General features: G+C 59.1%; 23 protein-coding genes and 1 tRNA gene. 15 read left to right on the top strand and 9 right to left on the bottom strand.

Annotated elements, in window-relative coordinates; all coding sequences use genetic code 11:
* Positions 1-128: 128 nt before the first annotated feature.
* The 5 genes from pgi (at position 129) to ACYQ54_RS04505 (ending at position 3,353) form a co-directional block, all read left to right on the top strand.
* The gene (gene pgi, locus ACYQ54_RS04485; RefSeq protein WP_460079737.1) at positions 129-1,751 is read left to right on the top strand and encodes a glucose-6-phosphate isomerase; all 1,623 of its coding nucleotides are present in this window, start codon (positions 129-131) and stop codon (positions 1,749-1,751) included.
* A gap of 232 nt (positions 1,752-1,983) precedes the next feature.
* Positions 1,984-2,253 (top strand): glycine zipper domain-containing protein, encoded by a 270-nt coding sequence (locus ACYQ54_RS04490; protein ID WP_023000610.1) that lies wholly within the window; start codon positions 1,984-1,986, stop codon positions 2,251-2,253.
* A gap of 50 nt (positions 2,254-2,303) precedes the next feature.
* Positions 2,304-2,573: a glycine zipper domain-containing protein gene (locus ACYQ54_RS04495; RefSeq protein WP_460079739.1), complete on the top strand. Its 270-nt coding sequence runs from the start codon at positions 2,304-2,306 to the stop codon at positions 2,571-2,573.
* Between the two features lie 43 nt (positions 2,574-2,616).
* Positions 2,617-2,886 carry a lipoprotein gene (locus tag ACYQ54_RS04500; RefSeq protein ID WP_460079740.1) on the top strand — a complete coding sequence of 90 codons (270 nt, stop codon included), beginning with the start codon at positions 2,617-2,619 and terminating at the stop codon, positions 2,884-2,886.
* Positions 2,887-3,080: 194 nt separating this feature from the next.
* Positions 3,081-3,353, top strand: a complete 273-nt coding sequence (locus ACYQ54_RS04505) for a glycine zipper domain-containing protein (protein WP_460079741.1) — start codon at positions 3,081-3,083, stop codon at positions 3,351-3,353.
* A 280-nt stretch (positions 3,354-3,633) separates the two neighbouring features.
* On the opposite strand, the gene ald is transcribed toward ACYQ54_RS04505, so the two are convergent.
* The gene (gene ald / locus ACYQ54_RS04510; RefSeq protein ID WP_460079744.1) at positions 3,634-4,773 is read right to left on the bottom strand and encodes an alanine dehydrogenase; all 1,140 of its coding nucleotides are present in this window, start codon (positions 4,771-4,773) and stop codon (positions 3,634-3,636) included.
* A gap of 182 nt (positions 4,774-4,955) precedes the next feature.
* Here ald and ACYQ54_RS04515 point away from each other — a divergent pair, with 182 nt between their 5' ends.
* Both ACYQ54_RS04515 and ACYQ54_RS04520 read left to right on the top strand, forming a co-directional pair.
* Entirely contained in the window at positions 4,956-5,426 is a 471-nt protein-coding gene (locus tag ACYQ54_RS04515; RefSeq protein ID WP_460079746.1) for an Lrp/AsnC family transcriptional regulator, read from the top strand.
* Between the two features lie 133 nt (positions 5,427-5,559).
* Positions 5,560-6,450 (top strand): SMP-30/gluconolactonase/LRE family protein, encoded by an 891-nt coding sequence (locus ACYQ54_RS04520; RefSeq protein WP_460079748.1) that lies wholly within the window; start codon positions 5,560-5,562, stop codon positions 6,448-6,450.
* Between the two features lie 407 nt (positions 6,451-6,857).
* Here ACYQ54_RS04520 and ACYQ54_RS04525 read toward each other — a convergent pair whose 3' ends face one another.
* The 3 genes from ACYQ54_RS04525 to trhO all read right to left on the bottom strand — a co-directional run bounded on the left by ACYQ54_RS04525 (position 6,858) and on the right by trhO (position 8,691).
* Positions 6,858-7,088, bottom strand: a complete 231-nt coding sequence (locus tag ACYQ54_RS04525; RefSeq protein WP_460079749.1) for a hypothetical protein — start codon at positions 7,086-7,088, stop codon at positions 6,858-6,860.
* Positions 7,089-7,169: 81 nt separating this feature from the next.
* Positions 7,170-7,757: a hypothetical protein gene (locus ACYQ54_RS04530; RefSeq protein ID WP_460079751.1), complete on the bottom strand. Its 588-nt coding sequence runs from the start codon at positions 7,755-7,757 to the stop codon at positions 7,170-7,172.
* 91 nt (positions 7,758-7,848) lie between these two features.
* Positions 7,849-8,691, bottom strand: coding sequence for an oxygen-dependent tRNA uridine(34) hydroxylase TrhO (gene trhO / locus ACYQ54_RS04535; RefSeq protein ID WP_460079753.1), 843 nt, complete (start codon positions 8,689-8,691; stop codon positions 7,849-7,851).
* 440 nt (positions 8,692-9,131) lie between these two features.
* Here trhO and ACYQ54_RS04540 point away from each other — a divergent pair, with 440 nt between their 5' ends.
* The 4 genes from ACYQ54_RS04540 to ACYQ54_RS04555 all read left to right on the top strand — a co-directional run bounded on the left by ACYQ54_RS04540 (position 9,132) and on the right by ACYQ54_RS04555 (position 12,964).
* Entirely contained in the window at positions 9,132-9,659 is a 528-nt protein-coding gene (locus ACYQ54_RS04540; RefSeq protein ID WP_460079755.1) for a PAS domain-containing protein, read from the top strand.
* Positions 9,634-10,965, top strand: coding sequence for a methyl-accepting chemotaxis protein (locus tag ACYQ54_RS04545; protein WP_460079756.1), 1,332 nt, complete (start codon positions 9,634-9,636; stop codon positions 10,963-10,965). The genes ACYQ54_RS04540 and ACYQ54_RS04545 overlap by 26 nt, the downstream gene beginning before the upstream one ends.
* A gap of 135 nt (positions 10,966-11,100) precedes the next feature.
* A complete protein-coding gene (locus tag ACYQ54_RS04550) occupies positions 11,101-12,378 on the top strand; it encodes a malonyl-CoA decarboxylase (RefSeq protein ID WP_460079758.1) in 1,278 nt (425 codons plus the stop codon).
* Between the two features lie 322 nt (positions 12,379-12,700).
* Entirely contained in the window at positions 12,701-12,964 is a 264-nt protein-coding gene (locus tag ACYQ54_RS04555) for a hypothetical protein (protein WP_023000596.1), read from the top strand.
* 4 nt (positions 12,965-12,968) lie between these two features.
* On the opposite strand, the gene ACYQ54_RS04560 is transcribed toward ACYQ54_RS04555, so the two are convergent.
* Positions 12,969-13,424, bottom strand: a complete 456-nt coding sequence (locus tag ACYQ54_RS04560; RefSeq protein WP_460079760.1) for a hypothetical protein — start codon at positions 13,422-13,424, stop codon at positions 12,969-12,971.
* The gene (locus ACYQ54_RS04565; protein WP_460079761.1) at positions 13,402-14,118 is read right to left on the bottom strand and encodes a hypothetical protein; all 717 of its coding nucleotides are present in this window, start codon (positions 14,116-14,118) and stop codon (positions 13,402-13,404) included. Before ACYQ54_RS04565 ends, ACYQ54_RS04560 begins: the two co-directional genes overlap by 23 nt.
* A gap of 434 nt (positions 14,119-14,552) precedes the next feature.
* Between ACYQ54_RS04565 and ACYQ54_RS04570 the strand changes: the two genes are divergently transcribed.
* Positions 14,553-14,957 carry a hypothetical protein gene (locus ACYQ54_RS04570; RefSeq protein WP_460079763.1) on the top strand — a complete coding sequence of 135 codons (405 nt, stop codon included), beginning with the start codon at positions 14,553-14,555 and terminating at the stop codon, positions 14,955-14,957.
* Between the two features lie 129 nt (positions 14,958-15,086).
* On the opposite strand, the gene ACYQ54_RS04575 is transcribed toward ACYQ54_RS04570, so the two are convergent.
* Positions 15,087-15,162, bottom strand: a tRNA-Lys gene (locus ACYQ54_RS04575).
* 96 nt (positions 15,163-15,258) lie between these two features.
* Positions 15,259-15,567 carry a hypothetical protein gene (locus ACYQ54_RS04580; RefSeq protein ID WP_460079765.1) on the bottom strand — a complete coding sequence of 103 codons (309 nt, stop codon included), beginning with the start codon at positions 15,565-15,567 and terminating at the stop codon, positions 15,259-15,261.
* 306 nt (positions 15,568-15,873) lie between these two features.
* Between ACYQ54_RS04580 and ACYQ54_RS04585 the strand changes: the two genes are divergently transcribed.
* From ACYQ54_RS04585 to ACYQ54_RS04595, 3 genes are all read left to right on the top strand, one after another.
* Complete coding sequence (locus tag ACYQ54_RS04585; protein ID WP_460079766.1) at positions 15,874-17,649, top strand: acetolactate synthase 3 large subunit; 1,776 nt, start codon at positions 15,874-15,876, stop codon at positions 17,647-17,649.
* A 29-nt stretch (positions 17,650-17,678) separates the two neighbouring features.
* Positions 17,679-18,251 carry an acetolactate synthase small subunit gene (ilvN, locus tag ACYQ54_RS04590; protein ID WP_248157397.1) on the top strand — a complete coding sequence of 191 codons (573 nt, stop codon included), beginning with the start codon at positions 17,679-17,681 and terminating at the stop codon, positions 18,249-18,251.
* A 224-nt stretch (positions 18,252-18,475) separates the two neighbouring features.
* On the top strand, positions 18,476-19,288 hold the full coding sequence (locus tag ACYQ54_RS04595; RefSeq protein ID WP_460079769.1) for an arylamine N-acetyltransferase family protein: 813 nt from the start codon (positions 18,476-18,478) through the stop codon (positions 19,286-19,288).
* 63 nt (positions 19,289-19,351) lie between these two features.
* On the opposite strand, the gene ACYQ54_RS04600 is transcribed toward ACYQ54_RS04595, so the two are convergent.
* Complete coding sequence (locus ACYQ54_RS04600; RefSeq protein ID WP_460079772.1) at positions 19,352-20,029, bottom strand: hypothetical protein; 678 nt, start codon at positions 20,027-20,029, stop codon at positions 19,352-19,354.
* Between the last annotated feature and the right edge of the window lie 285 nt (positions 20,030-20,314).

Here is a 20,314-nt window from a genome sequence, read left to right on the forward strand (position 1 = left end):
CTCCTGCCCGTCTTCCGGCGGCATTCGCCCTGAATTTCCTCTCCCCCTCGACCGATGGGTATGCTAATGGATGCCCCGCGCGCGTCGGCGCGAAGACAAGCTGTTAAATCGATTTAAGAGGATTGTTCATGGCGCTAGAAGCAGCATTTGAGGCTCTCAACCGGCATGCGGAACAATTGAAGGGCACGTCTTTGAGGCAACTCTTTGCGGCCGACCCGACCCGGTTCGACACGTTCTCCGCCACGACTGACGACCTTCTGCTCGATTATTCCAAGTCACGGATCGACGGCAAGGCGCTCGGCCTGCTGCTCGATCTTGCCCGCGCTGCGGATGTGGAAGGCAAACGAGCCGCCATGTTTGCCGGCGACAAGATCAACGGCACCGAAAAGCGCGCCGTTTTGCATACAGCACTCCGCAACCAGTCGGACAAGCCGGTTCTGGTCGACGGCACGGATGTGATGCCGGATGTGCGTGCGGTTCTGGACGCGATGGCGAACTTCTCCGAAGCGGTCCGCTCCGGTGACCTGACTTCATCCACCGGCGACGCCTTCACCGATGTTGTCAATATCGGAATTGGAGGCTCGGATCTCGGCCCCGTCATGACCACGCTGGCGTTAAGCCCTTACCATGACGGACCCGAGCTGCATTATGTGTCCAATGTGGACGGCGCCCATATTGCCGATACGCTGGAAAAACTCGACCCGGCAACGACGCTGATCATCGTTGCGTCAAAGACCTTCACCACCATCGAAACCATGACAAACGCGCAAACCGCGCGCAAATGGATTGCAGGTGCGCTTGGCGAAGATGCGGTGGGCGACCACTTCGCTGCCGTCTCCACCGCGCTCGACAAGGTTGCCGCCTTTGGCATCGATGAAAGCCGGGTCTTCGGTTTCTGGGACTGGGTCGGCGGACGCTATTCCGTCTGGTCGGCAATCGGTCTGCCTCTGATGATTGCCATCGGTCCGGATGCCTTCAGCGATTTTCTTGCCGGCGCCCATGCCATGGACATTCATTTTGCCGAGGCGCCGCTGGAGAAGAACCTGCCGGTCCTGATGGCGTTGATAGGCGTCTGGAACCGGGACACGCTTGGCTATTCCGCTCGCGCCGTCTTGCCCTACGACCAGCGCCTGTCGCGCCTGCCGGCATATCTGCAGCAGCTCGACATGGAATCGAACGGCAAGCGCGTGAAGCAGGACGGCAGCCCCGTGACCGAGGAAACGGGCCCGCTGGTGTGGGGAGAACCCGGCACGAACGGTCAGCACGCTTTCTATCAGCTCCTGCACCAGGGCACGACGGTCATTCCGTGTGAATTCCTGATTGCCGCCAACGGACACGAAGACGACCTGAAGCACCATCACGACCTCCTGGTCGCGAACTGTCTGGCCCAGTCCGAAGCCCTGATGCTCGGCCGCACGCTGGAAGAAGCAAAGGCACTGCTGAGCGCTTCCGGCATGGCGACCGACGAGATCAACCGCCTGGCGCCGCACAAGGTGTTTCCGGGCGACCGGCCGTCCATCACACTGGTTTACGACCAGTTGACGCCGTTCGCGCTCGGCCGACTGATTGCCCTTTACGAACACCGGGTCTTTGTCGAAGGCGTCATCTGGGAAATCAACTCCTTCGACCAGTGGGGCGTGGAGTTGGGCAAGGAACTGGCCACCGCACTGCTGCCGATGGTCAAGGGTGAAGTCTCAGCCGATACCAAGGATGCCTCCACCAAAGGCCTCCTTGCAGCCCTCAAAAGCTGACCTGGGAACCAGTGCGTTCCTTGGGCGTTAACACGTGAGGTGTTCTCGTCATAATTTTGCCCTACCGGCCCTATCTGGTTCACATCGTTGAAGAACTCTTATTGGTATTCACGACGAACATGGGCTGGTTGTGGCAAACAGAGATTGCCCCAACGTGCAAAGCAGCTTAGGCTTGGAAAGATTTTATACATTCGACCCGCCGTGGTTGCGGTCCGACAGGGAGACTGATTTCATGAAAAAACTAGTTCTGCTCGCAGCAGTTGGCCTAGCCCTGGCGGGCTGCCAGTCCGACAGCCAGCGTGACCGCGCCCTTGTCGGCGGCGGTCTCGGCGCGGCAACCGGTGCAGCAATCGGTGCTGCGGCGACCGGCGATGTCGGCGGCGCTCTGGTAGGTGGTGCAATCGGTGCGGCCGGTGGTGCCATCGTCGGCAGCGCAACGACACCGAAGAACTGCGTTGCATATGACCGCTACGGCAATCCTTACCGGGTCGCTTGCCCTTAACAGGGGGCGATCCTTTTTCGTTTCGGTAATAGACCGTTGGGAAGAAAAGAATGAAGCAACTCCTTCTGATTGCCGCTTCGGCCGCTTTTCTGGCAGGATGCCAGTCTGACAGTCAAAGAGACCGTGCGCTCGTCGGCGGCGGTCTTGGCGCTGCCACAGGCGCCGTGATCGGTGCCGCCGCCGGTAACGGCGTCGGGCCGGCCCTCGCCGGTGCGGCAATCGGTGCTGCAGGCGGTGCCATCATCGGCTCGGCAACGACACCCAAGAACTGTGTCGCCTACGACCGGTATGGCAACCCGTATCGCGTCGCCTGCCCCTGATCTCAACTGACCTGAGTCAATCGGGTCTTCACAGGTTTACGAAATGAAAAAGATCCTGCTGGTGGCCCTTGCGGCCACCGCCCTCGCCGGCTGTCAATCGAGCAGCCAAAGAGATCGTGCCCTGATCGGCGGCGGCCTCGGTGCCGCAACCGGCGCTATCGTCGGCGCTGCTGCAGGCGCCGGTGCTGCACCCGTTCTTGCCGGTGCTGCCATCGGCGCCGCAGGCGGTGCTGTTATTGGTGCTGCGACCACGCCGAAGAATTGCGTGGCGCGTGACCGCTATGGCAATTCTTACCGAGTCGCCTGCCCGTAAAACCAAGGTGCTCTGGCGTCCTAATCGCCGCAAGAGCAGACGAATTTTGTGACAAGACCGGGCATGCTCCTGATTTCAGGGGCTTGCCCGTTTTGCTTTGGCGATCTGCCTTGGATAAATCCGCCTTGGTAAGAAACTGTTAACCATAGATCTCCACCCTTGCCGGACGCACTTTTTTCGCCAAGGGGTTCTGGATGAGATCCGTCCTTGCAGCCGCAAGTCTCGCCATCGTGCTGACAGGCTGCGCCAACACCGAAAGTCAACGGGACAGGATGCTGATCGGGGCAGGTCTCGGTGCGGCAACCGGAGCCACGATCGGTGCCGTTGCCGGCTCAACGGTGAACGCGACCCTTGCAGGCGCTGCTCTCGGTGCCGTCGGCGGTGGCCTTATCGGCGTTGTCACCACCCCGCGCAACTGCATCGCCACCGACGAACAGGGCATCCCCTTCAAGGTGCGCTGTCCTTAGGCTCCGACCCTGCCATCATGTCTGGTAGGCAGGGCCTTTGCTGCTTACAGCCGAATTGCAAGCAATCCTTTCGTGAAACAAACACCTCGAAAATGTTCGTCATCACTGCAAGGGCAGAGTTCAAGCATCCTGCTGAGCCACGAACCTTGTCCAATTCACACTCGACGACCCGTTGAATGCAAGCCTTGTCGCTAACGCGCCAACCCGGGACAACAGTGCGAACACAAAAAAGCCGGCCCGATGGACCGGCTTTTCTCTTGTTGCGAAGCGATGTGCCTTATCAGGCGGCCACGCTTTCCTTGGCCTGCTCAAGAGCAACCTTCGGATCGACATACGTGTAACCGAGGGCGGTTGCGACCGCTTCACAGGTGACCTGGCCGCCGATGACGTTGAGTCCCGGCAGGAAGTGCGGATCGTCGAGCAGTGCCTTCTTCGCGCCCTTGTCGGCCAGCGCCAGGGCGAACGGCAACGTGGCGTTGTTGAGGGCGTAGGTGGAGGTCTTCGGCACAGCACCCGGCATGTTGGCGACGCAGTAGTGAACGACCTCATCAATGATGTAGGTCGGGTCGGAGTGCGTCGTTGCCTTGGAGGTTTCGAAGCAACCGCCCTGGTCGATGGCGACGTCGACGAGAACCGAACCCGGTTTCATGCGGCTGACCAGCTCACGCGATACCAGCTTCGGGGCGGCGGCACCTGCCACCAGCACGGCACCAACCACCATATCGGCTTCCAGCACGTGTTTTTCCAGCGCAGCCCTGGTCGAATAGACGGTCTTCAGAGCCGGGCCGAAGGTCTGGGAAAGATTGCCCAGAACGGCGGTAGACCGGTCGAGAACAGTCACATCCGCGCCTAGGCCGAGCGCCATGGTGATGGCATGGGAGCCGACCACACCGCCGCCGATCACGACAACCTTGGCCGGTTCGACACCGGGAACGCCGCCCACAAGCGTGCCGGAGCCACCCTGGGCTTTTTCCAGCGCCTTTGCACCGGCAATCACTGACAGTCGGCCGGCGACCTGGGACATCGGCACAAGAAGCGGCAGGCCGCCGCGAGCATCGACAACGGTTTCATAGGCAATGCAGGTCGCACCGGATTTCACCAGATCAGCGGTCTGCTCCGCATCCGGCGCCAGGTGCAGATAGGTAAAGAGAATGTGGTCAGGACGCAGCATGGCGCGCTCAACGGCCTGCGGTTCCTTGACCTTCACAATCATGTTCGCCGCGTCGAAGACTTCCCTGGCGGTCGCCAGGATCTTCGCACCTGCGGCTTCATAGTCGGCATCGCTGGCGCCGATGCCGACGCCGGCATTGGTTTCAACGACGACTTCGTGGCCATGGGCCACCATTTCATGAACGCTGTCCGGCGTCAGGCCGACCCGGTATTCATGATTCTTGATTTCCTTCGGCACACCAATGCGCATAACCCGTCTCCTCTGGAAGCGTTATTGATTGCCGAATATTTTACGCCTCTTTTTGTCGCATGTGCTTGCGTTCCAAGGGGCTATGACCCAAATACACGCAACTTTCTTGCGCTAATTTGACACTTCATCAAATAATCTACTATGTATTATCTTGAACTCGGCATTATGTGCGGTGCAACAAAATGAAACTCGACCGTCTCGACCAGAAGATCCTCAACGTGCTGCAAAGCGACGGTCGCATTGCCAATGCGGATCTTGCCGAAAAGGTGGGCCTGTCGCCGTCCGCATGTTTGCGGCGTATGCGCGCGCTGGAGGAAGCCGGTATCATCGAGAAATACGTCGCGCTGCTGGACCAGAAGAAACTCGGCCGGCATATGGACGTCTTCGTGGAAATCTCGCTTACCGGCCAGTCCAAGGAAACGCTTGAGAATTTCGAGCGCGCCGTCGCCCGCTCCGGAGAGATCATGGAATGTTTCCTCATGGCGGGCGATGCCGATTATATCCTGCGCCTCTCGGCCCGGGATCCGATCGACTTCGAACGCATCCACCGCGACCACCTTGCCCAGCTTCCCGGCGTCCTGAGGATGAAATCCTCCTTCGCCATCCGGCCCATCGTCAGACGCACGGCGATTCCCCTGGACGGGGAAAGCTGAGCCTTCTTCATCGCAGGTCCACAGCCAAACCGCCTGCAATTCCGCCATTGAATCCAGTGTCTCGACGCAGCCAACGCTGGCGGGTATAGTCCGCATCCATTCAAGTGCCTGGCTTTTCAAGGAACCCGCTCCGGTGACCCATACGATCACCCGTTTCATCGATACGACTTACCAACTTGCCGAATGTCCGACCTGGGACGACAGATTGAACCGCCTGCTCTGGGCCGACATCCAGGGCCGCTCCATCCAGTCCCTGGACTGGGCGAGCCGCAAGATCACCACATGGCATTTTGACAACGAGGTCGGCTCCTTCGGCCTGACCGATGACGACCGACTGATCGTGAGCGTCTGGGACAAGGTCGTCCTGTTCGATCCCGAAAGTGGCACCAGTGAGCTTCTGGCAGAAGTGCAGGCGGACGAGCCGCGCACGCGGCTGAACGACGGCAAGGTTGGTCCGGACGGCGCCTTCTGGGTGGGCACGATGGACACCAGTTCCCCGCGCGAGCCGATTGCCGGGCTCTACCGGATAGACGGCAATGGCGACGTTGCCGAGATCCGTGACGAGCTGCAATGTTCCAACGGTCTCGCCTGGACGCCGGACGGCACCTACATGTACCACTCCGATACCTCCCCCGGCTGGATCGAATGTTACGGGTTTGACCCAGAAACCGGCGCGCTCGGTTCAAAGATGCTTTACGCCCAGCAAACCAACGACACCGGCCGGCCGGATGGCGCGGCGGTGGATATCGAAGGCAATTACTGGAGTGCTGGCGTTTCCGCTGGCGTCCTTAACTGCTTCGGCCCGGATGGTGATCTGCTTGCCGCCATCAAGCTGCCGGTCGACAAGCCGACCATGCCCTGCTTCTGCGGACCGGACCTCGACCATCTGATCGTCACCAGCATCAAGCAGCCCGCAGACCCGACCGCCATCGAACCCGACACGCTGTCCGGTGGTCTGTTCCTGGTGGAAGGTCACGGCAAGACCGGCCTGAAGACCTACCGGTTCAAGACGGCGCGCAACTGAGAAACCGCGGTGCACTGCCTTTAAGAGGATCGGCGGCTTACCACGGCGCAAGTGGCCCATCCTTAGAGACTGGCCTGACTGGCCTTCCTCAGGATGAGAGGTGGGGAGCAGCCCGGGTCGGACTTCGAGGACGCAGTTTCCGCCGCGTTTGCTTCGGTTTGCCACCATGTCCATCGCAAAACCTGAGCCCATCGCGCAGGCATACGCCATCAGCCCCTGCCTCATCCCGAGGAAGCGCGGAGCGCTGTCTCGAAGGATGGGCCGCACACTCCAGAACAAGAGGCCCTTCCTTCGGGAAGGATCTGTCCGCTTCTCCTCGGAAGGAGTTCGGAATGGGTGGCCCGGCTTTGGTGAATTGGAGGGAGAGGTTACGACCGGTTTTCAGAGCACAGCCTCATCCTGGGCCGCTATTCAGCATCCTTCGGAGACTGGCAGTCCCTGAGGGCTTCAATGATCTGTTCAGCGTTCACACCAGGAACCTGGATCTTCGTTTCCCCGTAGAGGTGTACGACGGCGACCTCCCCTTTGACGGTTTGCTCGTTGAAGATGCGCACCGACTGGTTCTCGGGAATGAGCACGGCCATGGAACCGTCCTCCATGCTGAGCAGGATGGAAGACGCAATCAGTGTGCAAATCATGTTTCGGCCCCGCAGCAGTTCGGACAATCGGCATTCAGCCTGTTTTGACAAACGTCACAAGGCCGATCTTGACCCAGTGCCCTAGTAGCGGCAACCCCGAACCCGCACGGGTTTCCACACTGTCTGGGCCGGCTGAACCAGAACCCGGCGGCTGACCGTCTGGTAGACTGCGGGTTTCTGCACCCGGTAGCTTGTGGCGGGCTGGACCAGAACCTTTTCCTTCACCGAGCTGTAGATGGCCGGCTGGCGCACTGCGACCCGGGAGGCCGACTGCACGAGAACCTTCTGGCTGACAGTTCGATAAACCGCCGGGTTCTGCACCTTGCACAGGATATTGCGGCCGTTGATGACCCGGTATTCCCAGCCGATGCTGGCAGGCTCGACCAGAACCCGGCTCTGCCGGGTCTGATAGACGGCAGGAGATGTGCGATAGCTGACCCGTTCGGGCTGCACCAGAACCCGCCGGGCCTGATAGCTGTAGACGGCCGGTTTCTGCACCACGTAGCTTGATGCCGGCTGGACCAGTACCCGCTCGTTGACCGTCTTGTAGACGGCCGGAACCGTCGCCTGTTCGTAGCAGGACAATGCCTTGCCACCCGCCAGCGCGGACGTGCTGATCAACGGGCTGACAACTAGCGCGGCGAGCGCGCTCCAGAAGCTGTGACGCATGTACTTTCCCCCAGTCTGGCGCAGGAAAACTCCCGCAACCCTGACTTTAGGGAAGTTGCACAAGGGGTTAAAGCGAAAAAGTTAATAACCGTTAAGAAATGGCCCGGACGACCACCTGATCATCGTCCTCGTCACCAGCCTCATCGCGGGCGCTCTTCTCGTAATCGGTGTCTTCGTTGATGATATGGCGGGCTTCTTCGGGGATCCACTCGCCCCAGCGCGGCTGAAGCTGGTGGTCGACCGACACCCGGTCGTCAAAGACGAAACACTCACCCTTCCAGAGGCTTTCTTTCTCCGGCACCTTTTCCAGATAGTTCAGGATGCCGCCTTCCAGGTGGTAGACTTCCTCAAAGCCGTTCTTCAGCATCCAGGCTGTCGCCTTCTCGCAGCGAATGCCGCCGGTGCAGAACATGGCCACTTTCGGCTTTTTCTGAAGCTCGTCGTCCCCTTCCACCCAGGCAGGAAACTCCCGGAACGACTGGGTCTTCGGATTGAGGGCGCGCTCGAACGTGCCGAAGGCGAATTCATAATCGTTGCGCGTATCGATAACGACCACGTCCGGATCGGAAATCAGGGCGTTCCAGTCTTCCGGTTTGACGTATTCACCAACGATCTCGTTCGGATCGATACCGTCGACAGCAAGCCGCACGATCTCCTGTTTCAGCCTCACCTTCATGCGTTTGAAGACATGGCGGTGGGTCCAGGCCTCCTTGTGGTTCAGCCCCGCAAGCCGTGGATCGGACCGCAGATGCGCCAGCACCTCGCGCACACCGGCTTCCGGCCCGCAGATGGTGCCGTTGATGCCCTCGGCTGCAAGCAGCAGGCTGCCGCGCACATCTCGTTCCTCACAATAGGCCTTGAGCGGGCTGCGCATGGCCTCGAAGTCGTCGAGCGGCGTGAACATATAAAGAGCGGCAACGAGAAAATCGTTCATGGGGCTTGTTCTGTTTGTTGAAGGACGCCGGATCCAGGGGACATAAGCCTCCAACCGGCGAGTGGCGCCTTCTATACAGCCTAAGGGGCCTGTCTGAAAAGTCCGCAGTTTCTCGGACCCGTCATGCGGCGCCAGACGCTTTGCGTACCGGCAACCTGATATGCGCCTCAGGGCCAGACCGTCGAGACCCTGCGAACCACAAGTTCAGCAAATGTACGACCACTCCAGTTTCAAGACGAACGCAAGGTCTGCTCGAAAACTTCAGAAAATTCCAACAAATACCAACCAGAAAGCTGACTATCGAGATTAGACAACATCGGAAGAAATACCAATGAATTCATATAGTTAAAAATCTGCTCTCGTCCACATTCATTTAAGGATCATTAAGCACGCAACCGTACCCTTACCCAGAATTGCCAATTGAAGCGGGCGCACCAAGGATGACCCAGTACAAGGTCACCCCGACGGGGGTGGAACGGTTCTTTTCCGAACGGGACCTGATCGTCTCGAAAACTGACACGCGCGGGCGCATTACCTATGCCAACAACATCTTCCGGGACATTGCCGGTTTCGATGGCAAGGCCCTTGAGAATGCGCCGCACAGCCTCATTCGTCACCCGGACATGCCACGCTGCGTCTTCAAGCTGCTGTGGGACACGATCGAGGCGGGCGGAGAGATCTTTGCCTATGTGGTCAACATGTCCGCGAACGGCGACCACTACTGGGTTCTTGCTCACGTTACCCCGTCCTATGGCGAGAGCGGCAAGATCATCGGCTATCATTCCAACCGACGTGTGCCCAACCGGCGTATCGTCGATGACATCATCACCCCTCTTTATGCCCAGTTGCGGCAGACAGAACAGCATGCGGACAACCGCAAGGCCGGCATGCAGGCCGGTCATGATCAGCTGGTATCGATCCTTCAATCGAAAGGCGTGAGCTATGACGAGCTCATTCACACTCTTTAACGCCTCGCTCGCCTCCGGCGCCGCGCTGGTGGCCGCCGCCGCCACCATGGCCGCCGCCGTGCTTGGCTGGACGATGGCAACAGTGGTCTGCGCCGCCATCGCGTCGCTTGCCATGCTGTTCGTGGTGACCGCACTGCATCGGACGCGGCGCGGAATGGCCGCTGCGACGGAAGTCTGCAGCCAGGTCGGCTGGGGCAACTTCGAGGCAAGAGCCCGCGATTACACCGAAGCCGGCGAAGTCCGTGACCTGATGACCGCCATGAACCACATGATCGACCGGACGGACGCCTTCCTGCGGGAAGCTGCCGCATCGATGACCGCGATCGAGAACAACCGCTATTACCGCCGTATCCAACCCGGCGGGTTAAACGGCAGCTATCTGCAGAATGCGACGATCATGAACACGGCTATCGAGACGATCAAGGGTCGTGTCGGTGACTTCCGCCAGTCGACCGATTCCTTCGAGAGCCAGATCAGCCAGATCGCCCAGAGCCTGATGGCCTCCGCCGAGCAGATGACCGGAACAGCCGAAGAAATGGAAACCTCTGCGGTTTCGAATTCCGAAGTCGTGACCGCCATTGCCGATGCGGCAGACCTGACGGCGGAAAACGTGAATGCGGCGGCCTCCGCGGCCGATCATCTGTCCTCGACCGCCACGGAAATCAGTGGTCAGATCGAACGCTCCATAGAGATTGCCCGTGCTGCCGTTGTCCAGGTCACGCAAGGCCAGGACAAGGCCAACAGCCTGCGCACATCCGCAGAAGCCATCGGCGAGATCATCAACCTGATTTCCTCCATCGCCGATCAGACAAACCTGCTGGCGCTGAACGCCACCATCGAGGCCGCCCGAGCAGGCGAGATGGGCAAAGGCTTCGCCGTGGTTGCCTCCGAGGTCAAGGAGCTGGCGACGCAGACCGCAAAGGCGACACAGGAGATCACCCAGTCGCTGGAAGAAGTCGACGCGGCCAGCCGCGAAACCGCGCAGTCCTTCGACACGATCTCCAGAACCATTACGGAAATTGAATCCATCACCACCATGATTTCCAACGCGTCGGTCAAGCAGGCCGAGGCGACACAGGCCATTCAGGAGAACGTGACCCACACAGTGGCCTGCACCAACAAGGTCACCGGCATCATCGATGGTGTTGCCCGGAATGCGGCAACGACCCACGCGGCTTCCAAAACCGTGCTCAGCTCGGCCGAGAGCATGTCGTCCAACGCCGGGCAGTTGACCGAAGCAGTGACTGCCTTCTTCAAATCGTTGAAGAAGGGCCCCCTCGACCAGCAGGACAGCGAAGCCGCCTGACAGCGGACCGTTTTCTGGAAAGCGCGTCCGGGCACGATCACACGCATTGCCTCTTTTGGGGAATTGGGTCAGCGCGTCGACCAACCTATCTTCAGGACAGAGACCAACACCTCACCGGAAGTCCTGGAGACCTGCATGACCATTCTCGGCGACCTGCTGTCGACCATCTTCGAGCGCCGCTATCGAACAGCGACGCCGGACCGGCGCGACAACCGTCCGATGGAAGATCTGGTCGGTGCGCTTGTCGGCACAGCCGGCGATGTGGCCGGTCTTGCGGTTGCAAGCACACTGCTGCAGCGGTTCCAGGAGATGGAGGACAGTGACAAGCTGCAGTTCTTCCGCCACCTCGCCCACGACATGAACATCGATCCGGACGGCGTTCGCACCGCGCTGGATGCCTACGAGGCAAGCCCGAACCGGAAAACCTACACGGCCTTCATGGCTGCAGTAGAGCCCAAGCGCCAGGAACTGATCCGGCGACTGAACCAGATCCCGGGCGCCACCGAGCAGCTCGTAAGCATGCGCGCCGACCTTTTGCGCCTCGGTGGCACCGATCCGGAACTTCAGGCCCTCGACCAGGACTTCCGGCACCTGTTCATTTCCTGGTTCAACAGGGGCTTTCTGGTGCTGCGGCCGATCAGTTGGGAAAGCCCGGCACATATTCTGGAAAAGATCATTGCCTATGAGGCGGTGCACGAAATCACCAGCTGGGAAGACCTGCGCAGCCGTCTTGCGCCGGGAGACCGCCGGTGCTTCGCATTTTTCCACCCGTCCATGCCCGACGAACCTTTGATCTTCGTGGAAGTTGCCCTTACGGCCGATGTTCCCGGCTCGATTCAGGACCTTCTGGCGGGTGATCGGGAACCGATCACGGCGGCCAGGGCACGCACGGCCGTGTTCTATTCGATTTCCAATTGCCAGGAAGGGCTGGCCCGCATTTCCTTCGGCAACTCGCTCATCAAGCAGGTGGCGGCAGACCTCTCCGCAGAGCTGCCGAACCTGAAGACCTTTGTCACCCTGTCGCCGATCCCGGGACTTACGAAGTGGTTGTCGAAGGAAGGTATCGCCCTTGAGGACGCGGACCCTAAGCTGCTGCGCACGCTTGCCGCACATTATCTGCTGTCGGCCCGCCGCGAGGATGGGCAGCCGGCTGATCCGGTGGCCCGTTTCCATCTGGGCAACGGAGCCCAGGTGCACGCGGTTCATGCGGACGCCGATACCTCGGCAAAGGGCCTCGTCCAGTCGATGGGCGTGATGGTGAATTACCTCTACGATCTTGCCAAGGTGGCCCAGAACCACGATCGCTACGCTGCCGCCCGGGACATCGCTGCGTCATCGGAGATCAAGTCTCTGGATGCAGCTGCGAAGAAACTGAATTTGCGTGCGGTGCAAGCAGAAGATTCGACCGACTAGACAATCGGAAGGCACGGCAGTTTTCAACCTGTCGCTGACGCGGCTGTCCACACCCTCGAAGAATTGAAGATCTGACTCTAGGGAAAATCAAAGAAGAAATCTCGCCTGCAGCAATTTTCTTTGCTAATCTGTGATTGGCGAGACGAGACCCATACCAATCTCGGATTGAAGCGGCCTCTGCAAATCAGGGGACGTCTGGAAGCCGGGCCGATGCAACCGGCCAGCAGGTTTCCAGACGTGCAGACCGCTCAAGGGTCTAACGACGCCGGAAATTGTCTGAAAGGCAAAACAAAGAATGACATGTAAAGACAAGGCGGCAGGGATGAGCGAAGATCAATACACCAAAGAGCAGCTCGAATTCCTGGAAATATTCGAAATTGCAGCTCGATATGACTGTCTGTTTCTGCTGGATTTCCATTGCTTCGATCTGTTCGATCACGACCAGACCAGCCTGCTGAGCGACGGCGAACGAGCCCAGTTGGCGGCAGCGGCAAGATATGACATCTATGCCGAAGCAATGCAGAAGGGATTTCTTCCCAAATCCAGTCCCTTTGGAGGCGTCCATGAGCATCAACACTTTTGTTGAGCCGCTACCCTTCTCGCTGATCGAAAACGGATTGGCGGGAGACAAAACGCAGTTCCTGTTCAAGACCTGGCGCGACAGTGAGGGCATCATCGTGCAGGACAGCCGCATGACGCGTCTGAGCCCGTACCTGCTGATGACCTTGCCGACTGCCGACCCGGGTGATGTACCGCCGCTGACATTTGCGGGCAAGCACAGCACCTTTCGCCGTTTCTTCCCGCAGGCGCTTGATCCGGAAACGCCGCGCCCGCCAACCAGCTACTTGCCCTCGGTCTACCGACAGGGCGTGGCCGATGCCTACCAGATCGCCATGGAGGGCGAGCCCTGGTTCGACATCCAGCGCACAGGCGACAGGCTGGGCGAAGGCGTGCCGGACATGACGTTGCAGCGCCTGCTGGTGAAATTCCGCACCAGCGCGGGCTTCACACGGATTTTCTGCCTCATGACTTTGCTTGAAGTCCATTCGCGATCCTATCAATCAGATCGCACACGTCGTCAGCTGTGTTCGCAACAAAAATCAGATTGGCATCCAGCGTACCAGGCAAGGGTTCAACCCAGTTCAATGCATGGAAGTGTGCACGTGTGAAGCCGCAGTCTCGCCAGAAGCCGTCCATGAAATTGAAGCCCTGTACCCAGCCGTAGTAGAAGCCGGCGCCCCACTCGTCCAATGCCTCGATCTGGGCGATCTGGTTGAGCAGGCCGCCGAGCTTCGAGCCACGCCACTCCTTGGCGACCTCCGTCCCCCCCAGATAAACGACGTCGCCGGTAATCCGCCGGCCGACGCGCGGCTGCTTGTCGCTCAGCACAACCTTGCCCCCTTCGGCGTCCGGATAGCAGCGGTGAAAATACTTGCGCCAGAAATCGGTCAGCGTCATCGGGTAGGTCATCCTGTCGAAACGGGCGCACACCCGGCCGACCATCCGGTCTTCCTCATCCACCAGCGCCAGCCAGAACGCCTGAGAAGGCGTATAGGTGTTGAGACTGGGGGTGAAATGCCCCTCCAGCCGCTTCAGACCGCTGGCCGCCGCCATCGCCTCGACAACATCGAAGTCCGACCCACGGCGCAGCACCAGACCCAGGCGTTGAAACTCCCGGTCTATAACGCCCCAGGCACGTTTCAGCTGTGCCTTGTCCAACTCGAAATCCAGTTTGTGCATGGATGTCCCGTCTGATGTCGCCCTTCAACCGCATCCCGCAAAGAGCCGCCGCGTCAAACGCGGCGATCACCTTGTTTGCTAATAGATTAGATAGGCACCGATTTTCCCTGCTTGGCAGCACGTTAAGTTGTCTGCCAAGGCGGTCAAACAAGAAAAAATATCAAGGTTAAAACTTGCGGGTATCGTTTTGAAAGAATGGGAGTTTTCAACCGGAGATTCACCGTCTGTAAAAGAAGGCGGTTATCCACTGCACTGAGAAAGGAGCCTTTCGCGGCTGGCTTTTCCCCTCACGAAGGGGTCAACGCCTCCCCGGATTCGCATCTCCAAACACATCCTTTGATCAAGTTGTCACCATCAACAGTCACAACTAGAGTTCAGATGTTACTGTGCCAGAACTTATTGATTGATATTGAACTTGATTGGAGAACACGATGATGAAGCAACTATTCTTGCTTGCCGCCATGTGTGCAATTTCAACTGGCTCAATCGCCAAGGATCTTCCGGCATCAGCCAAGCCGATGACTGAGTCCGAACGGATCAAGATCTTGTCGGGCAACAAGATCGAAGGAATTTTCTACGGAAAAAACGGCAAGAAAGCCGGCGACTGGATTGTCGAGTGGAACAACAACGGCAGCAAGATCGCCGTGGTGACCGTGACAGGCAAAAAGCCCGCGAAGAAAACACTGAAATGGGAAGTGAAGGACGGCCAGTTTTGCGAACAGGGCTTCCGGGACGAGACAATGGTTTGCGGCCACGAAAACACCTACTTCAAGAACGGTAACACCTGTTTCACCACCTTGAAGGATTCGAAATTCATCACAAACGAGTTCCCCTGCTGATGTCAGCGGCACTGCAATAAAATTCGTGGCCGTCGACCGGCGGCCACAGATCTCGACAAAATGCACAATAAGAAGCACGGCGCGAACTCGCGGCGCCTTGGCATTTGCATAATATCCAGGAGAAGAAAATGGTGGGTGAGTGGGGGCTCGAACCCCAGACCCGCTGATTAAGAGTCAGCTGCTCTACCAACTGAGCTACACACCCAAAGCGACAGGGCCGCGAGAACCGCGCGGCACGTCGGATGGCGGGTGTATATAGTGCGATCCGATTTGGTGCAACGGTTTTTATGACAATTTTTTATCAGGGCGGCCATGCCGCAAACGCAGCCCTTGGAAAAAACAGCCATTGCCGGAAGGAAAGCTCATTAACGCCGCCCAAAAGGCAACTTTCAGAAACATCTTCGATCTTTTGCGCAATTTTCGAAATTAAGGCTTGACCGGTCATATCCGCCTCACTAGGGTGCGGCGCATCAAGACCGGGGCAGACGTGACGGACTTGAGCCAGCTTGTTGAAGTCGCTGTCATATCGGCAGTCGTCCGGTTGGCGGGGCATTCCGGTTCCGGAGCGTTCCAGAACAACGTTGAACCAGGCCCGGACGGCCTGCAGCATCAAAGGACCGGGACGACATGGCAATGTCGCTCATTCTAGTAGTAGTAGGAAAGCGCGCCTCCGCGGCGGGATGACCCCGTACGGACAGGATGGCGCGCGACCAAGGCTCCCAAAGGGGCCTTTTTTTGTACCCGCCTCCTGACCTCGCCTTTTCCACCACTGCCCGGATCTTTGACGCCGCATGCGTCGGGCCAGACAGACAGTGTTGAATCAGTCCACGCCCGAACGGGTACGGATTGACAGAAGAACAAACAGTTATATGAGCCAAAGCCTGACCTTTCAGGCGAGAATGCAAGGACGAGACGAATGACACGGGAAATGACCGGCGCCGAAATGGTCATCCAGGCGCTGAAAGACCAGGGAGTTGACACGATCTTCGGCTACCCGGGCGGTGCTGTGCTTCCCATTTACGACGAGATCATTCAGCAGGAAGGTCTGGAGCATATTCTCGTACGTCACGAACAGGGCGCAGGCCATGCCGCCGAAGGCTATGCCCGCTCAACCGGCAAACCCGGTGTTGCCCTGGTCACCTCCGGTCCCGGTGCCACCAACATGGTGACCGCCCTGACCGACGCCATGCTGGATTCTATTCCGCTTGTCTGCATCACCGGCCAGGTACCGACGCACCTCATCGGCAACGATGCGTTCCAGGAATGCGACACTGTCGGCATCACCCGCCCCTGCACCAAGCACAACTGGCTGGTGCGCGATGTCGATGACCTGCCGCGCATCCTTCATGAAGCCTTCTATGTCGCAACCTCCGGCCGTCCGGGCCCGGTTGTCGTCGACATTCCGAAGGATGTGCAGTTTGCCACCGGCACCTATCAGGGTCCGACGCCGAACCCGGCGGCCGCGCACAAGAGCTACCGCCCGCAGCTGAAGGGCGATGCCGCCAGCATCCGCATGGCCGCCGAGATGATGGCCGCTGCCAAGAAGCCGGTTCTCTATACCGGCGGTGGCGTGATCAACTCCGGTCCGCAGGCCTGCCAGCTTCTGCGCGAACTGGTATCGCTGACCGGCTTCCCGATCACCTCCACCCTGATGGGCCTCGGCGCCTATCCGGCCTCCGGTGACAACTGGCTCGGCATGCTGGGCATGCACGGCACCTACGAAGCCAACATGACCATGCACGATTGCGACCTGATGATCTGCATCGGCGCGCGCTTCGATGACCGCATCACCGGCCGGACCGATGCTTTCTCGCCGAATTCCAAGAAGATCCATATCGACATCGACCCGTCGTCCATCAACAAGACGATCAATGTCGACCTGCCGATCATCGGCGATGTCGCACATGTGCTGGAAGACCTGGTGCGGATCTGGCGGTCCTCGTCGCTGAAGTCCGACGCCAAGGCCATGAAGAACTGGTGGACGCAGATCGACCAGTGGCGGGCACGCAACTCGCTGGCCTACAAGCCGAACAGCGACGTCATCATGCCGCAATATGCGATCCAGCGGCTCTATGAACTGACCAAGCACCGCAAGACCTTCATTTCCACTGAAGTCGGTCAGCACCAGATGTGGGCGGCCCAGTTCTACGGCTTCGAGGAACCGAACCACTGGCTGACCTCGGGTGGCCTCGGCACCATGGGCTACGGCCTGCCGGCTGCCATTGGTGCCCAGGTTGCCCACCGCGACGCGCTGTGCGTCGACATTGCCGGCGATGCATCTATCCTGATGAACATCCAGGAAATGTCGACTGCCGTTCAGTTCGGCCTGCCGGTCAAGGTGTTCATCCTGAACAACCAGTACATGGGCATGGTGCGCCAGTGGCAGCAGTTGCTGCACGGCAACCGCCTGTCCCATTCCTACACCGACAGCCTGCCGGACTTCGTCAAACTGGCCGAGGCCTATGGCGGGGTCGGGTTCCGGGTCGAGAAGCCTGGTGATCTGGACGGCGCGATCGAGGAAATGATCGCCGTCGACAAGCCGGTACTGTTCGACTGCCGCGTCGCCAATCTGACCAACTGTTTCCCGATGATCCCCTCGGGCAAGGCTCACAACGAGATGCTGCTGCCGGACGAAGCCAATGACGAAGCTGTTGCCAACGCGATCAGCGCCGAAGGCAAGTCGCTCGTTTAAGGTGATGAAGGCAAAAGGACTTTAAGAAAATGAACGCACAGAATGTTGATGCGCCTTCCGCCTACTTCCTGGCCGAAGTCAGCAATGAAATCGAAACCCATACTCTATCGCTACTCGTCGACAACGAGCCGGGTGTTCTTGCCCGCGTGATCGGCCTGTTCTCCGGCCGTGGCTACAACATCGACAGCCTGACCGTGTCGGAAACCGAACACGAGAAGCACCTGTCCCGCATCACCATCGTGACCACCGGTACGCCGATGATTATCGAGCAGATCCGCCACCAGCTTGACCGGCTGGTGCCGGTGCACCGCGTGACGGACCTTACCGTTCGTGCCAAGCGCATCAACCAGGACAAGCCGCTGGAACGCGAACTGGCCCTGGTGAAGGTGGCAGGCACGGGTGAAAAACGGCTGGAGGCCCTTCGCCTTGCGGACGCCTTCCGCACGACGGTGATCGACGCCACGACGGAACATTTCGTCTTCGAGATCACCGGCAGGACCTCCAAGATCGAGCAGTTCATCTCCATCATGAAACCGCTCGGCCTGGTCGAAGTCTCCCGCACCGGCGTCGCCGCCGTTCAGCGCGGACCGGAAGGCCTTTAAGAGATCGATTTCTGATCGCGAGGCCCGTCGCACCGTATGCGGCGGGCCTCTTTGTTTTCGTGTTCATGTTGAAGCACGCAGACCTTAAGTGCGGAATGCTCCCGAAACGCTTCAGCCCTCCTTCACGGCGATGAACAGTCTTGCTCCCGGCGGCGAGTCCCTTGGCAACAGCCAGGGATCTGCCTACATGCAACCAACACCTCAAGACCGGACAGAGCCTGCCCATGCCCTTCGACCTCACCACCTATCTTGACCGCATTGGTCTGGAGACGTGCCCGGCCACCCTCGACGGCTTGCGGGCCCTGCAGACAGCCCAGATCAGCACTATCCCGTTCGAAAATGTCCTGCCCTTTCTCGGCAAGGTACCGGATCTTGACCGTGACAGCCTCTGGCAAAAGCTCGTGCAACGCCGCTGCGGCGGTTACTGCTTCGAGCTGAATTCACTGCTCGGCGACGCATTGGCTGCCATCGGTTTTTCCCCCCGGCAGGTGCTTGCCCGGGTGCGCATGGGGGCACCTGAAGGCGGAGCACGCTCCCATCTTGCCTATGTGGTGACTTTCAATGGCGCTGAATGGCTGGTTGATGCCGGCTTCGGTGGCCAGGCTCCAGCTGAGCCCGTGCGCATTTCGGAGGAAGGCCAGCAGATCCGCGACCAGATCTACAGGATACGCTTTGAAGCTGTGTCAGGGGAGCACGTACTGGAACGACAGACTGAGGATGGCTGGTTTGCGCTCTATGGCTTTGACCGGGTCGACGTCCGCCCTGTCGACATTGAAGCCGCCAATTTCCTGTGCGCCGCCTCGCCCAGGCAGTCCTTTGCGGGCAGCATGAAATTCTACCGGCTGACGGATCGGGGTTTCATCAGCTTCCTGGACGGCCGGGCCCGGTTTGTCGGCGGTGGCAACAAGCGGGAGTGGCTGATCGAGGAAGCGGAAGACCTTGGCCGTTTCATGCGCAACGACCTTGGCCTCGGATATGACGACCATACGGTTCGCGCCATTGCCCAACGTTTGAAGGATCTGCACCACCTCGACTGAGGTCGGCGCGACAACGCCGGCGTTGGCAGGAGGCCTGCTGCATCTCCACAGGCCTCGCCTTCCCTAAAGCTTGCTCTCGATATTGATCGTCAGCGTCTTGCGCAAGGGTGCGTCGTCCGGTCCTGTCATCGGTGCAACATGGTGCCAGGAATTGTAGGTCTTCACGAACAGGACGCACTGGTTCTCCTCGAACGGGAACGTCTTCAGCGTTTCAACCTCGTCAAGCGGCATGGCCTTGTTGATGTGATTGAAGACCTTCGTCCGGTCCTTGGGAAGGCAAACCGCCGTCCCACCGCCCCATGAGTGATCCCAGGCTCCCGGCTCCATCATCGACAGAACCAGGGTGATCAATTTATGCGGAGCATCGGTGTGCGGAAGAATCTGGCCGCCGTTTGCCGGCATCATCGAGAACTCGAACCGGGCGCTGATCTCGGTCTGGCGACGGATACGGCTTAGAAGGCTGGCCTTCCGCTGTCCGTCCTTCGCAATCACCTTTAGCCGGCGCAGGCCAAGGTCGACATTGTTGGCAGTCAACATATCCAGGACGTTGTGAATAAAGTTCTCTGACTTCACATGGTCGTAAAAGGCTTTCCAGCCAGGCGTTTCCGACAGGAACTTGTAGTAGTTATCCGGGTTATTGATATCGGACAAAGAATATTTATGCCCGAGGTTCGGCATGTATTTGAACAGATCCTTGGCAGGATAGCTCTCGACGAGTGACCGGTACGTATCCGACGGCAATACATCTTTTACATAGCAGACGGGATACGGCTCATAATCAAAATGAGGCCCGTTCAATTTCAACATGGATTTGGGGTTCCTGCGCTCGCTAGGTATTGGAATTTATTCAAGCAGCCGGTTGGAGATCCGACCGTAACGCGCCCCCGCCGCTTTGTCGCACAGGCTGCCATCTGTCAGCAACCGGTTTCACCGACACCGGGGTGACAAAACGCGCGGCATCGACATGCGTTCCATCAAAATGGCGCCCTAGACGCGACGTGAACGAGCGCGTATACGACACCCGCG

This window comes from Roseibium sp. LAB1, assembly GCF_054658235.1.

Excerpts from the sequence above, each read along its gene's own strand:
- ACYQ54_RS04490 (WP_023000610.1), top strand. The coding sequence starts at position 1,984 with ATGAAAAAACTAGTTCTGCTCGCAGCAGTTGGCCTAGCCCTGGCGGGC.
- ACYQ54_RS04560 (WP_460079760.1), bottom strand. The coding sequence starts at position 13,424 with ATGGACTTCAAGCAAAGTCATGAGGCAGAAAATCCGTGTGAAGCCCGC.
- ACYQ54_RS04500 (WP_460079740.1), top strand. The coding sequence starts at position 2,617 with ATGAAAAAGATCCTGCTGGTGGCCCTTGCGGCCACCGCCCTCGCCGGC.
- ACYQ54_RS04540 (WP_460079755.1), top strand. The coding sequence starts at position 9,132 with ATGACCCAGTACAAGGTCACCCCGACGGGGGTGGAACGGTTCTTTTCC.
- ACYQ54_RS04570 (WP_460079763.1), top strand. The coding sequence starts at position 14,553 with ATGAAGCAACTATTCTTGCTTGCCGCCATGTGTGCAATTTCAACTGGC.
- ACYQ54_RS04525 (WP_460079749.1), bottom strand. The coding sequence starts at position 7,088 with ATGATTTGCACACTGATTGCGTCTTCCATCCTGCTCAGCATGGAGGAC.
- ACYQ54_RS04505 (WP_460079741.1), top strand. The coding sequence starts at position 3,081 with ATGAGATCCGTCCTTGCAGCCGCAAGTCTCGCCATCGTGCTGACAGGC.
- ACYQ54_RS04545 (WP_460079756.1), top strand. The coding sequence starts at position 9,634 with ATGACGAGCTCATTCACACTCTTTAACGCCTCGCTCGCCTCCGGCGCC.
- ACYQ54_RS04585 (WP_460079766.1), top strand. The coding sequence starts at position 15,874 with ATGACACGGGAAATGACCGGCGCCGAAATGGTCATCCAGGCGCTGAAA.
- ald (WP_460079744.1), bottom strand. The coding sequence starts at position 4,773 with ATGCGCATTGGTGTGCCGAAGGAAATCAAGAATCATGAATACCGGGTC.
- ACYQ54_RS04565 (WP_460079761.1), bottom strand. The coding sequence starts at position 14,118 with ATGCACAAACTGGATTTCGAGTTGGACAAGGCACAGCTGAAACGTGCC.
- ACYQ54_RS04550 (WP_460079758.1), top strand. The coding sequence starts at position 11,101 with ATGACCATTCTCGGCGACCTGCTGTCGACCATCTTCGAGCGCCGCTAT.
- ilvN (WP_248157397.1), top strand. The coding sequence starts at position 17,679 with ATGAACGCACAGAATGTTGATGCGCCTTCCGCCTACTTCCTGGCCGAA.
- ACYQ54_RS04530 (WP_460079751.1), bottom strand. The coding sequence starts at position 7,757 with ATGCGTCACAGCTTCTGGAGCGCGCTCGCCGCGCTAGTTGTCAGCCCG.
- ACYQ54_RS04580 (WP_460079765.1), bottom strand. The coding sequence starts at position 15,567 with ATGCTGCAGGCCGTCCGGGCCTGGTTCAACGTTGTTCTGGAACGCTCC.
- ACYQ54_RS04595 (WP_460079769.1), top strand. The coding sequence starts at position 18,476 with ATGCCCTTCGACCTCACCACCTATCTTGACCGCATTGGTCTGGAGACG.
- ACYQ54_RS04515 (WP_460079746.1), top strand. The coding sequence starts at position 4,956 with ATGAAACTCGACCGTCTCGACCAGAAGATCCTCAACGTGCTGCAAAGC.
- pgi (WP_460079737.1), top strand. The coding sequence starts at position 129 with ATGGCGCTAGAAGCAGCATTTGAGGCTCTCAACCGGCATGCGGAACAA.
- ACYQ54_RS04555 (WP_023000596.1), top strand. The coding sequence starts at position 12,701 with ATGAGCGAAGATCAATACACCAAAGAGCAGCTCGAATTCCTGGAAATA.
- ACYQ54_RS04495 (WP_460079739.1), top strand. The coding sequence starts at position 2,304 with ATGAAGCAACTCCTTCTGATTGCCGCTTCGGCCGCTTTTCTGGCAGGA.
- trhO (WP_460079753.1), bottom strand. The coding sequence starts at position 8,691 with ATGAACGATTTTCTCGTTGCCGCTCTTTATATGTTCACGCCGCTCGAC.